A 12,543-nucleotide genomic window follows, 5' to 3' on the forward strand; every position below is an offset into this window, starting at 1 on the left:
TTAAAGCTCCTTGCGGATATCGACGACGCGCAGGATGGCGGCGACCATCAGGAGCACGACGATCAGAAGCACGACGGCATTGGCGGCGGCCGCTGGATATTGCAGCAGCGACATCTGGTTCTTCATCATCAGCGCCACCGACGCGCTCTGCCCGCCGGACATGACTTGCACTGTGGAGAAATCCGCCATGACGAGCGTTACCACGAAGATCGAGCCGATGGCGATGCCCGGTTTTGCCAGCGGGATGATGACGTTCCAGAGGATCTGCCAGCCATTGGCGCCGGCATCGCGGGCCGCTTCGATCAGCGAGCGATCGATGCGCATCAGCGTATTGAAGATCGGCGTCACCATGAACAGCGTGTTCAAATGCACCATGGCCAATATCACGGCGAAATCGGAATAGAGCAGCCACTCGATCGGGCTCGGGATGATGCCCATTTCGATCAGGGTTGTATTGACCAGACCATTGCGGCCAAGCACCGGGATCCAGGAGATCATCCGGATGATGTTCGATGTCAGGAACGGCACGGTGCAGATGAGAAACAGCACCATCTGCATGGTCGTCGTGCGGATGTGGAAGGCGAGGAAATAGGCAACCCAGAAACCGATCAGCAGCGTCAGCCCCCAGACCAGTGCCGTATATTTCAGTGTGTTCAGATAGGTCTTCCAGGTGACCCAGGAGCCGAGCGTGTCGGTATAGTTCATGGTCAGGAAATCAGGATAGAGCCCGGCAAAGTCATAGTCCCAGAAACTGACGACGGCGATCATCAGGATCGGCAGCAAGAAGAAGAAGCCGAGGATTAACGCCAAGGGCACGGCCTGCAAATAGGAGGCGAGCGTGGCCGCAGCCCTGCCGATGCGCTCAGACAGCCCCGGCTTCCCGCCTGCTTCGATCTGCGTCTCGTCCTGCGTGATGACTGCGGTCACGTGTCGGGTCTCCGGTTGTTTCTTTACCTCCCCCTTGAGGGGGGAGGTCGCAGCAAAGCTGCGGGTGGGGGTGATCCCTTGTTTGGCGCAATACGATCACCCCACCCCGGCACTGCGTGCCGACCCTCCCCCTCAAGGGGAGGGTAGAGATCATCAAGCAGCGATGAACTCGTTCCAGCGCCGTACCATGTAGCGGTCCTCGTCCATGACCGAGTTCCAGCAGGCAACCTTGCCCATGCGTTCTTCGAACGAGCCGCCATCGCGGATCGCGCCGGCTTTTTCCATGATCTTGCCTTCCGGAGACATGATGTCGCCGGTCGCGGCCTTGCCTTCGATCCAGTAACCCCATTCGTCGGCGGTCATGAATTCCTTGGCGGTGTCCATGGCGGCGGAATAGTAGCCCTGGCGGTTGAGGTAACCGCCGACCCAGCCGGACGTGTACCAGTTGATATACTCATAAGCCGCGTCGAGCTGCGCACCTTCCAGATGCGCGGCAAGGCCGAGACCGCCGCCCCATGAGCGATAGCCTTCCTTGAGCGGCTGGTATTTGCAGGCGATGCCCTTCGAGCGGACGGCGGCAACGGCCGGCGACCACATTGACTGGATGACCACCTCGCCGGACGCCATCAGGTTGACGCTCTCGTCGAACGACTTCCAGAAGGCGCGGAACTGGCCGTCCTGCTTGGCCTTGATCAGGAAGTCGATCGTCGCGTCGATCTCTTCCTTGGTCATGTTGCCCTTGTCGGCATATTTGATATTGCCGAGTGCTTCCATGATCATCGCCGCATCCATGATGCCGATCGACGGGATGTTGAGGATCGAGGTCTTGCCCTTGAAAGCCGGGTCCATGATATCGGCCCAGGAGGTGATGTCGCGGCCGACGAGGTCCGGGCGGATGCCGAGCGTATCGGCGTTGTAGATGGTCGGTACCATGGTGAAGAGCTCGGTTTCGCCGTTGGCGAATGTTTTGTCGCCGGCCTTTTCGACATAGCCGACCGTATGCGGCGCGGTGCCCTGGGCGATGACACTGTCGGGCTTGAGCTTGCCGGTTTTGAACAGTGGCACGATCTTGTCGTAATATTTCAGCTTCTTGACATCCATCGGCTGGATGACGCCGGCCGGGAAGACCTTCTTGAGGATCCAGTATTCGATATCGGCAATATCGTAGCTGTCCGGCTGGGTAACGGCGCGCTGGGCGGCAGCGTCGCTGTCCGTCGCCGTCATCTCGAGCGTGATGCCGAGATCGGCCTTGCACTTTTCGGCGATGGCATTGATGTTGGAGACGCCGGTGCCAAACTGGCGCAGCGTGATCGGGTTCTGCGCCCAGATGGTCGGGAAACCGGTGATGAGGCCGGAGCCGATCATGGCGCCGGTCGCGGCGGCACCGGTTTTCAGCAGGCCGCGCCTTGAAATTCCCTTAGATGTCTTTGTTTCATTGGTCATGTCAGTTCCCTCTTTTTTGATTGTGTGACTGGATCAGGCGGCGATGCGGCCCAAAAGAACGGCATCTTCGAGGCCCCAGCTGAGCGGCACCGCATCGCCGACCGATACGGGTTTCTCGAAATAATCGGCATCGGTCGTGATCACGGTGAAATCGTCGCTGCCGGCCCCAGTGACGGTGATTTTCACCGAGGCGCCGCGGTATTCGACATTGGAGACCACGCCGTTGAAGCCGAGTGTCTTCTCCGATGGCGCGGCCAGCCGGACGCGGTCGGTGCGCACGCCGATATCGATCGGAGCGCCCGGCTCCTGATCGGGACCGGCCACGGTGAATGTCTGGCCCTCCGCCACTTCCAGCGTCACCCTGCCCTCGCCGCTGCCGATGACGCGGCCGGTCAGAACGTTGTGATCGCCCATGAACCGGGCAACGAAAGCCGTCGCCGGGCGCTCGAAGACGTCGCGCGGATGCGCTGCCTGCTCGATGCGGCCGTCATTCATGATGACGATGATATCGGCCAGCGCCATGGCCTCTTCCTGGCTGTGGGTCACATGCACGAAGGTGATGCCGAGGCTTTTCTGCAGCTTCTTCAGTTCGGCGCGCATGCGGATCTTCAAAAACGGATCGAGCGCCGACAGCGGCTCGTCGAGGAGAAGCGCTTCCGGATCGGTGATCAGAGCGCGGGCCAGCGCCACGCGCTGCTGCTGGCCTCCGGAAAGCTGGGCCGGGCGCCGATTGGCATAGGGCTCCATCTGCATCAGTTTCAGCATATCGAGCGCCTTGGCGCGGCGTTCCTGCTTATCAACGCCCTTCATCTTCAGGCTGAAGGCGACATTGTCGATGAGATCGAGATGGGGAAACAGCGCATAGGACTGAAACATCATCGCCGTGCCGCGCTTGGCCGGCGGAAAGTCGGTGACCACAACATTGCCGAGCCGGATATCGCCCGACGAAATGCTTTCGTGACCGGCAATCATCCTCAGCGTCGAGGTCTTGCCGCAGCCGGAAGGGCCGAGGAAACAGCAATAGCTGCCGGAAGGTATTTTCAGGCTGATGGCATGGACGGCGGTCGTGCTGCCATAAACCTTGGAAACGGATACGATATCGATTTCAGCCGCTTTGGACATCATGTCTCCCCTGTGACGGGAAGAGCAATGCATCAAGCGTGCCAGACTCCATCGCCGCAGACAAATATCTGACAAGATTGGGAAAAATTGATAACGGTGAAATCGCTTGAAATTTGGACAATTTCAGTTTTGCTTAAAATATAGACATTCGTCTGCAATGTGCTCATCAAATCGTATACAATTTGGCCATATGAGTGCCGACAAATTCGGGTTAACTTTGCTGGGGGAAAACGCTAGTATAGAGCAAGCAACCCGGAATGAGATGCAATGAAAACCGCAGCAGCGCCCGCCGAAGACCAGATCGACGTCAGCACCGATTATATCCGGGATTCCATTCGTGATGCGATCGTCGATCGCCGGCTTGCCCCCGGCACCAAGCTGTCGGAGGCCGATGTCGGCGCGCTGTTCAATGTCAGCCGCACGCTGGTGCGCGGCGCTCTGCAGGCTCTGTCCTATGAAGGCCTCGTCAATGTCGAAAAGAACCGCGGCGCCTTCGTTGCCTATCCCTCGCCGGAGGAGGCCCGCCAGATCTTCGCCACCCGCCGGATGATCGAGCCGGGCATTTTGCGCGAGGCCGCCAAGCATATGGGGCCGTCGCATTTCCAGCATTTGCGGCAGGTGCTTTTGGAAGAGGGCCGCCTGATGAACGAGCGCGGCCAGACGGCACGGCGCGCTGAGATCAAGGCGTCGGGCGATTTCCATCTGATGCTGGCATCGATGACCGGCAATGCCGTCATGCAGCGCTTTATGGATGAGCTCGTCGCCCGCTCCTCGCTGGTCATCGCCCTTTATGGTCAATCGGCCATTTCAAGCTGCGGCCACCAGGAACATCAGGACATCGTCACCGCCATCGAACGCGGCGATCTCGACAGCGCCTGCCATCAGATGATCCATCATATCGACCATATCGAAGCCGATCTCGACATGCGGGAAAACAAGGGACACAACCTGCGCGAAGCATTCCGGCTATAGGCCGCTGGTCCCTGTAAAGAGTGCATCTTTCATTATCCTCAATGTCTGCAGCAAGCCGGCCGGGAGCGATCACGGTGCTGCCTCCGGCCCGCGTTGTTCAAGGCTTTAAAATTACGATAGGCCGTATTGCAAATGGCATTGCCTGCTCCATGTACCCCCTCAAGACCAACCGGAGCAGCGCCTATGAAAATCCCCATCACAGTGCGTATCGATCCGGATCTCTTGGATGCCGTTCGCGATTGTGCGGTTCGAGAAAATCGCAATCTGACCAATTTTATCGAGACAGCGCTTCGTGACCGCATCGGAGCCAATATTGCGCTTGCGCCCCATACCCGGCCCAAGACGATGGCCGGATCGACGGAAGGACGATAATCAGCATGACATCCATCTCTCCCTCCCTCGTGGCAGGAACGGCGCTTCCGAAAGCCGCAACCGGGATCCTAGGCTTCGACGACGTTACGCTGGGCGGTCTTCCCGCCCAACGGCCGACCCTCGTCTGCGGCGGGCCGGGCTGTGGCAAGACCCTGTTTGCCATGACGGTTCTCGTCAATGGCGCGACGATGTTTGACGAGCCGGGCGTGTTCATGAGCTTCGAGGAAGCCAGCGAGGATCTGGCCTTGAATGTCCAGTCGCTGGGCTATGATCTGCAGAGCCTGATGGATGCCAAGAAGATCGTGATGGACTATGTCCGGGTGGAGAAGAGCGAGATAGAGCAGTCGGGAGATTATGATCTCGACGGATTGTTCATCCGGCTCGATCACGCGATCAAGAGCATCGGCGCCAAGCGGGTCGTTCTGGACACGCTTGAGGTCCTGTTTGCCGGTCTTGGCAATACGGATATTCTTCGCGCTGAACTGAGGCGCCTGTTTGCCTGGCTGAAGGAACAGGGCGTCACTGCGATCATCACGGCGGAGCGGGGCGAAGGGTCCCTCACCCGTTACGGGCTGGAGGAATATATTTCTGACTGTGTGATCCTGCTCGACAATCGCGTCGAGCATCAGATCACCACGCGTCGCATCCGCATCGTCAAATATCGCGGCTCTGCGCATGGCACCAACGAGTATCCGTTTCTCATCGACGATCAGGGCATCTCCGTTTTGCCGATCACCTCGGCCGGGCTTGCCCATTCGACCAATAACGACGCGGTATCGACCGGGATCCCCGGCCTTGATGGCATGTTGGGCGTCGGTGGGTTTTATCGCGGCTCCAGCGTCCTCATCTCGGGGACGGCAGGGACCGGAAAAACCAGCATCGCCAGCAGCTTCGTCGATGCTGCCTGCCGGCGCGGTGAAAAGTGTCTGTATTTTGCCTTCGAGGAATCGCCAGCGCAGATCGTCCGCAACATGCGATCGATCGGCATCGATCTTGAGCCATGGGTCGATGCCGGCCTGTTGAAGTTCGAGGCCGCACGCCCGAGCCTGTCCGGGCTTGAGATGCACCTGGCCCGCATGCACCGCGAAATCGAACGGTTCAAACCGGACGCCGTTGTGCTCGATCCGATCTCGTCGTTGCGCGGGGAACAGGGCGAAGTGCACTCGGCCCTGCTCCGCGTCATCGACCTTCTCAAAAGCAACGGTACGACCGCAATTTTGACCAATCTCGTCTCCGGCCAGCAGGTGACCGACGCCACGGATATCGGCATGTCGTCACTGATGGATACGTGGCTTTCGCTTGTACATGTCGAATCGAACGGCGAGCGCAACCGGGGTCTCTACGTTTTGAAATCCCGTGGCATGAGCCACTCCAACCAAATCCGCGAATATGTTCTGGGCACCCGAGGTATCCATCTCATCAATGCCTATGTCGGCGCCGGCGGGGTGCTGACAGGGTCTTCGCGCTTGGCACAGGAAGCGGCGGACGCGGTGGAAGAAACGCGCCGGGAACAGGAGAACACGCGGCGCCGGCGTGATATCGAGCGGCGGCGCGAAACGATCGAGCGCCAGATCGCCGACCTTAGATCTGCACTTGAGGCTGAGGAGGAGGAGGTCAACCGGGTACTCGAACAGGATGCCGCGCGCGAGACGTCCTTTGCCAAGAACAGGGACGCGATGGCCGCGCGCCGGGGAGCTGCGGAATGAGCGGGCTGGATGATGAAGAACAGGGCTTGAATGACGGTTTGGGAGTAGGCGGCGAGGCCGTTGACGACGGCCACTACAATTTGCGCCTTTACGTGGCTGGCAATACGCCCAAGTCTGCTGCGGCTTTGGCCAATCTTAAGCAGATATGCGAGGAACATCTTGCCGGACGGTACCGGATCGAGGTCATCGACCTCCTGGAAAACCCGCAGCTTGCTGCCGGTGACCAAATCCTAGCGGTCCCTACCCTCGTGCGGCGTCTGCCGCCACCATTGAAACGCATCATCGGTAATCTTTCGGACTCCGAGCGCGTTCTCGTCGGCCTCGACCTGCAGCCGTTGACGTGAGCGGCATGGATGAAACCCCGAGGCGGACATATGTGTTGAGACTTTACGTAACCGGAACGACCGCACGCTCCGTGCATGCAATTTCGAATGCCCGGCGCATCTGCGACGCGCATTACACGGATGACTATGAGCTGGAGGTGATCGACCTCTATCAGCATCCGGAGGCGGCAAGGGAGCATCAGATCATTGCCGCGCCGACGCTGGTGAAGATCATGCCCGGCCCGATCCGGCGCATTATCGGTGATCTGTCCGACGAGCCAAGGGCCCTTGAGGCGCTGGGCATCGTGCAGCGAAAGAGTACGAACAGGACCGGCAAAGATGATTGAAGACGGCAGCCTTTCTCGCGAGACGGAGGCATTGCGCGAGCGCCTGAGGGAGGCGGAAGAAACACTCGATGCGATCCGCAACGGTGAAGTCGATGCGGTCGTCGTTGCCGGTGAAGGTGGCGTGCCGCAGGTCTATACCTTGGAGACCGCCGACCAGACCTACCGGATCCTTGTCGAGGAAATGCGCGAAGGTGCCGTGACCCTGTCGGCCGACGGCACTGTTCTCTACAGCAACAGGCGGTTTGCCGAACTCGTCGGCGTCAATACCAGCTCCATCGTTGGCGGCCTCCTGTCACGGTACGTGTCTCCAAACGACATCGCCCGGCTCGATGTGGCTGCAGCCCAGTCCGGCAAGGGTGAATTTGACCTGGTCTCGGTGAACGGCTTGCTTGTTCCTGTTCACTTCTCCTTCGCCAGGCTCGGTGGAGACGAGCGGTCACCTGAGACGTTCTGTTGCGTGGTGACGGATCTGACCGATCAGAACCGCACGGGAGAGGAACTGCGTTCCGCACATGAACGGCTGCTGTTGGAGGTGGAGGAGCGCCAGCGCACCGAGGAGCTTCTGCGCCACAGTTTGAAGATGGAAGCCGTCGGCCAGCTCACCGGTGGTGTTGCGCACGATTTCAACAATCTGCTGATGGCGATTTCCGGTGGTCTCGATATGCTGAAGCGGACCGACGATCCGGTTCGCCGCGAACGGATCGAGATCGGCATGCGCCAGGCGGTCGACCGGGGCGCCGGGCTGACCCGCCAGCTTCTGACGTTTTCCAGGCGCCAGGCCATCGATCCCGAAGCGATTGACATCCCCCGCCAGATTGCCGGAATGCGCGAGCTTTTGGAGCGGTCGCTACGCGGCGACATTCAGGTGGTCACCGATTTCGCCGCCGACCTGTGGCCGGTCTATCTCGATACCAACGAGTTTGAACTCGTCGTGATGAACCTGTGCATCAACGCCCGGGATGCCATGCCGAACGGCGGTACGATTACCGTTTCTGCAAAAAACAAACCTTCCTTGAAAGCGGGCCGGTTCTCCGGCGATTTCGTTCAGGTCATCATTGCCGACAATGGGTCCGGCATGACGCCTGAGGTTCTCGCGCATGCTCTGGAGCCGTTTTATACGACAAAGGATGTCGGCAAGGGCTCCGGACTCGGATTGGCGCAGGCATATGGGTTTGCAAACTCGGCAGGCGGCAAGCTGGATATCAAGAGCGAGGTGGGACAGGGCACGAGTATTTCGCTGCTGTTTCCCCGTTCCGACCTCTCACCCAACGCCCGTACTGCCGAGATTGGCCATGCGAAAACGGAGCTGGATCAAGGGCCGGGCAACGGCCATGTGCTCCTCGTCGAGGACGATCATGAAGTGGCGGAATTCACCGCAGAGATGATCAGGAGTTCCGGATACCGGGTGACGCGCGTGGCTTCTGCCCAGGCAGCCCTTGGTGCCTTGGCCAATGGCCGTAATATCGATCTGGTCTTTTCCGATATCATGATGCCCGGCGGGATGAACGGTGTGGACCTTGCCAAGGAAATCCACACGCGCAAATACGATGTCCCGGTTTTGCTGACCAGCGGCTATGCCGCCGCATTTCAGGCCGAGGCCCATGCGTTGGGCGTGCGGATATTGGCAAAGCCCTACAGAATGGAAGAGCTGTCTGCGGTATTGCTGGAACTGATGCAGCCATAGCGATTGCCTGCGGGCAATAGCTACAAAAGTTTTTCAGGAAGCAATGTCAGCCGTCGAGGCTCGTCAGCAATGGCAACGTGGCCGCTGGCTCATTTGCATCCGCGTTTTTGACCTTTCGCTTCGCAGGCTTGCGGGTTTTGCGCGGTACATCCTCGGTCAATGAGAGCGTCAGCGGCTCACCTGCCGGCGCCGGTTCTAGGTTTAACGGAGCAGCGTCGACATGTTCAACGGATTGACCCGCTACTGCGGCTGTCGCGCGATCTGCATTCGGCTTTGATGGTGTTTTTTGGACCTTCGTGTCCGGCTCGTCGTGGCGTTTATAGCGGATCATCTTGCATTCCCTTATTCAATGTTCCCCTCTTGTTCTCATTGGACGATGCTGGTGTCAACCATTTCGGTAAGTTCGCCCGGTTTGCCATCGCCATCAGCAGGTTCTGCGCCTAAATTTTCGATGCCGGGCACGGAAAAGCGCCTTGAACAGTGGACCGTTTAAGGCGCTTTGCTATCGGTGAAGGCAGAATTGGACGCCTGCAGAATTTTTTTACGAAGCGCCTTTCCAGACCCGGCTTATTACATATCAACCTTCGCGTTTTTGCCCATATCCGGCCGGCTGTCGCTCACTGCGGCAGCAAACATCTTGATATAGCTGACCACCGTACCGGGGCTATCCCAGTATTCGGCGGACGAAGGATCGATCTTGAGCACGCGGATCGACGGGTCGTCAGCATCATCCCACCAGGCTTTCGACGGAGTGGAAAACAGTTCTCTGATCTTCTCGCGATCATTGGAAACCGTGGCTTTGCCGGAGACCGACACATATTTTTGGCCCTTGGAATCCGCGAAGGCCAGACACACGTCCGGAAACTTCTCGATCTCCTCGTCCTTGTGACTTTCAGCGTCGGTCAGGAAATAAATCGCGTTTTCCATGCGCTCGACATGGGCCGCCATTGGCCTGGCGCGGATGTCGCTGTCATCCCGCGTCGCGAGCATGCAGAACGTGATCTTTTCCATCAGGTCATAGGCCCGCGTCACGTCGTCTATCGTCTGGGTCATTTCGTCTTTCTCCATGGCTTCGCACCAGCAACCCGCAGACCCCTGTAAGGTTCCGCCAGGCGGCAATTTGCTGCCGCCTTATCGGCTCTTTGCAATCCGTGCCTTTGGCGATAAGCCAATATTTTTGAAGCCACCTCGATAAACACCAAGACTGCCGTATCTAAGCGTTCAGGCGCCAGATTGCCGCCGCATAGCATCACGAGGAGTCGGCCGTTGAGCACGCAAGCATCCAAGGTCACAGATATGCACGGCGCGGTTCCAAGCCAGGGTTCACTGGCCAACACTGCTTTGTCGGGGCGGACGATCCTGATCCTGATCGGCGTCGCCGTCATCCTGCGGGTGGGGCAGGAAATTTTCGTGCCGCTGGCGCTCTCACTGCTTTTGACCTTCACCCTTGCACCGATCGTCTCCTTCCTGCGCAAGCGGTATGTGCCGAAAATTGCCGCCGTGATCCTGGCGGTCGTCTCCGCGTTTCTGGTGATTGCTGCCTTCAGCTTCATTGTCGCCGGTCAGGTTGCCAATCTGGCGGAGAATATTCCGACCTATCAGCGCAACATCGTCGGAAAGGTGCATGCCCTCAGTCAGGCCGGATCCGGCAATGGTGTGCTCGAACACCTGAGTAAGGTCGTCGAGCGGGTCGGAGCCGAGATGCAGAACCGCGCGGTGGAAAGCCAGGACGCGTCTGCACCGGAGGCGAACATCCGCGAACCAATGCCGGTCGAGATCATCACGCGCTCCAAGCCGATCGAAACTTTGGTGAACGTCATCCTGCCCCTCATCAGTCCGTTCGCGACTGCGGGCCTGGTCATCGTTCTGGTGATTTTCATGCTGCTGGAACGCGAAGAGCTGCGCGACCGCTTCATCCGCCTGGTCGGGCTTGGCGATCTTCACCGTACCACGGCCGCCCTACAGGACGCGGGGAAACGGGTCGGCAAGTACCTTTTGATGCAATTGGTGGTCAACGCACTCTATGCCGTACCGATCACCATCGGGCTCTGGCTGCTGGGTATCCCAAACGCAGTCCTATGGGGCCTGCTGACGCTGGTGCTGCGGTTCGTGCCTTATATCGGCCCGGTGATTGGCATGATCCTGCCGCTCTTCCTGGCGTTGGCGATTTCCCCTGGCTGGTCGCTTGTCGCCTGGGTCGCGGGATTGTTCATCGTCACCGAACTGATCAGCAATAACATCATCGAACCATGGCTCTATGGCAGCCATACCGGCCTGTCTCCACTCGCCATCATCATTTCAGCCATTTTCTGGTCTTGGCTATGGGGGCCGCTGGGGTTGATGCTCTCGACACCCCTAACGGTCTGCCTGGTGGTCCTTGGACGATATGTTCCGCAGTTCAGCTTCCTCGACGTTCTGCTTGGCAACGAGCCTGTGCTCCAGCCGCAGGAAAAACTCTATCAGCGCCTGCTTGCCGGCGATCCCAGCGAAGCCACCGATAATGCGGAGGAGTTTCTCGAGGATGAGTATCTGATCGACTATTACGAAAAGGTCGGCTTGCCGGCGCTGGTGCTGGGCGAGACGGATCGTCAAAGAGGGGTCATGTCCGAGCAGCAGATCGCACTGGTCGCTTCAAGCGCGCAGATCCTCATCGGCAATCTCGCCGAGATCGCCGAGGAAGAGGAAAACGAAGAGGATGAGGCGGACAAGCCGGATAAGCCGGATGAGGGCGGCGAGGACGAAAAAGACCTCGACCTTCCCGATGGTAAAGGACGTACAATCGTCTGCGTGGGGGGCAGAGGTGCGCTCGATGACGCCGCCGCATGGATGATGGCGCAGGTCATCGCCGTTCAAGGTGCAGACGTGGTGACGGCGGAACACACCATCTTTGCGGGCCGCAACGCGATATCCACGGAAGGCGCTGACACGGTTCTTGTGGCTTTCCTCAACGACAATTCCAAATCACACGCGCGTCAGATCGTCCGGCGCCTGAAGCGCGCCAAGCCGTCTCTGCGCGTGGGCATCATCACGCCAATGGCAGACGGTGATGAGCGGCCACGTATCGAACCTGAGGAGATCAATGCAGACTTTGTGTCCATCAGCCTGACGGAAGCTGTTCGCAATGCGCTCGGTCAGACCGATGCCGTGGTTTTGAAAAGCATCGCGCGAAAGCTGTCAAAACCACGCCCGCGGGCTGGTCAGGCTGTGGATGCGTAACGGCGATAGTGGCCATACGGAGGGAGAGCTTTCGCACGGCAAGGGTGGACCGAACCCGCTATTGCTCGCTTTACGTCCTTCTGCGCGTCCGCAGAAGCTCCTCTTCCGAAATGCCGAAATGGTCGAGAACGATGTTCAGGTTACGGCGATTGGATTTGAAGTAGACGTCAAAGATATCGCCAAGCAGCGGCACGCTTCCACCGATGGTATCGACGCCCAGATTTCCCAGCATGCGCAGGAGAGTTTGGGGTGGCACACCAAGCTGGCGGGCCTCGTTGACGAGAAACAGGCCCACCAGCGCGGCACCGGCATCGCCCACGCCAGGCAAAAGCCCGAGGATCGAATCCGCGCCCAGTCTCACACCCGTTCCCGGTATCCGGATCGCCGTATCCATCAGCCTGGCTATGCCATGCATCCGGCGCAGCCGCCGT

General features: G+C 59.1%; 13 protein-coding genes. 7 read left to right on the top strand and 6 right to left on the bottom strand.

Features of this window, described 5'->3' with window-relative positions; genetic code table 11:
- The 3 genes from ASD32_RS09110 to ASD32_RS09120 all read right to left on the bottom strand — a co-directional run bounded on the left by ASD32_RS09110 (position 1) and on the right by ASD32_RS09120 (position 3,492).
- Positions 1 to 870 carry an ABC transporter permease gene (locus tag ASD32_RS09110; RefSeq protein ID WP_244490146.1) on the bottom strand — a complete coding sequence of 290 codons (870 nt, stop codon included), beginning with the start codon at positions 868 to 870 and terminating at the stop codon, positions 1 to 3.
- Positions 871 to 1,080: 210 nt separating this feature from the next.
- Positions 1,081 to 2,370: a PotD/PotF family extracellular solute-binding protein gene (locus tag ASD32_RS09115; protein WP_060637720.1), complete on the bottom strand. Its 1,290-nt coding sequence runs from the start codon at positions 2,368 to 2,370 to the stop codon at positions 1,081 to 1,083.
- Positions 2,371 to 2,403: 33 nt separating this feature from the next.
- Complete coding sequence (locus ASD32_RS09120; RefSeq protein WP_060637721.1) at positions 2,404 to 3,492, bottom strand: ABC transporter ATP-binding protein; 1,089 nt, start codon at positions 3,490 to 3,492, stop codon at positions 2,404 to 2,406.
- Positions 3,493 to 3,759: 267 nt separating this feature from the next.
- Here ASD32_RS09120 and ASD32_RS09125 point away from each other — a divergent pair, with 267 nt between their 5' ends.
- The 6 genes from ASD32_RS09125 (at position 3,760) to ASD32_RS09150 (ending at position 8,896) form a co-directional block, all read left to right on the top strand.
- Positions 3,760 to 4,464: a GntR family transcriptional regulator gene (locus ASD32_RS09125; protein WP_060637722.1), complete on the top strand. Its 705-nt coding sequence runs from the start codon at positions 3,760 to 3,762 to the stop codon at positions 4,462 to 4,464.
- 183 nt (positions 4,465 to 4,647) lie between these two features.
- Positions 4,648 to 4,836 (top strand): YlcI/YnfO family protein, encoded by a 189-nt coding sequence (locus tag ASD32_RS09130; protein WP_060637723.1) that lies wholly within the window; start codon positions 4,648 to 4,650, stop codon positions 4,834 to 4,836.
- 5 nt (positions 4,837 to 4,841) lie between these two features.
- Positions 4,842 to 6,542 carry a circadian clock protein KaiC gene (gene kaiC, locus ASD32_RS09135; protein ID WP_060637724.1) on the top strand — a complete coding sequence of 567 codons (1,701 nt, stop codon included), beginning with the start codon at positions 4,842 to 4,844 and terminating at the stop codon, positions 6,540 to 6,542.
- On the top strand, positions 6,539 to 6,886 hold the full coding sequence (kaiB, locus tag ASD32_RS09140) for a circadian clock protein KaiB (RefSeq protein ID WP_082546710.1): 348 nt from the start codon (positions 6,539 to 6,541) through the stop codon (positions 6,884 to 6,886). Before kaiC ends, kaiB begins: the two co-directional genes overlap by 4 nt.
- 32 nt (positions 6,887 to 6,918) lie before the next feature.
- Positions 6,919 to 7,212 (top strand): circadian clock KaiB family protein, encoded by a 294-nt coding sequence (locus tag ASD32_RS09145; RefSeq protein ID WP_244490144.1) that lies wholly within the window; start codon positions 6,919 to 6,921, stop codon positions 7,210 to 7,212.
- On the top strand, positions 7,205 to 8,896 hold the full coding sequence (locus ASD32_RS09150; protein WP_060637726.1) for a response regulator: 1,692 nt from the start codon (positions 7,205 to 7,207) through the stop codon (positions 8,894 to 8,896). The genes ASD32_RS09145 and ASD32_RS09150 overlap by 8 nt, the downstream gene beginning before the upstream one ends.
- Before the next feature lie 46 nt (positions 8,897 to 8,942).
- Here the strand turns inward: ASD32_RS09150 and ASD32_RS09155 are convergent, their stop codons facing one another.
- Both ASD32_RS09155 and ASD32_RS09160 read right to left on the bottom strand, forming a co-directional pair.
- On the bottom strand, positions 8,943 to 9,227 hold the full coding sequence (locus ASD32_RS09155; RefSeq protein ID WP_060637727.1) for a hypothetical protein: 285 nt from the start codon (positions 9,225 to 9,227) through the stop codon (positions 8,943 to 8,945).
- A 239-nt stretch (positions 9,228 to 9,466) separates the two neighbouring features.
- Positions 9,467 to 9,949: a pyridoxamine 5'-phosphate oxidase family protein gene (locus ASD32_RS09160; protein WP_060637728.1), complete on the bottom strand. Its 483-nt coding sequence runs from the start codon at positions 9,947 to 9,949 to the stop codon at positions 9,467 to 9,469.
- Positions 9,950 to 10,192: 243 nt separating this feature from the next.
- On the opposite strand from ASD32_RS09160, the gene ASD32_RS09165 reads away from it, so the two are divergent.
- On the top strand, positions 10,193 to 12,112 hold the full coding sequence (locus ASD32_RS09165; RefSeq protein ID WP_060637729.1) for an AI-2E family transporter: 1,920 nt from the start codon (positions 10,193 to 10,195) through the stop codon (positions 12,110 to 12,112).
- A 70-nt stretch (positions 12,113 to 12,182) separates the two neighbouring features.
- Here ASD32_RS09165 and ASD32_RS09170 read toward each other — a convergent pair whose 3' ends face one another.
- Positions 12,183 to 12,527: a DUF4112 domain-containing protein gene (locus ASD32_RS09170; RefSeq protein WP_060637730.1), complete on the bottom strand. Its 345-nt coding sequence runs from the start codon at positions 12,525 to 12,527 to the stop codon at positions 12,183 to 12,185.
- Between the last annotated feature and the right edge of the window lie 16 nt (positions 12,528 to 12,543).

It is taken from the genome of Rhizobium sp. Root483D2 (genome assembly GCF_001426685.1).
GTDB lineage: Bacteria > Pseudomonadota > Alphaproteobacteria > Rhizobiales > Rhizobiaceae > Pararhizobium > Pararhizobium qamdonense.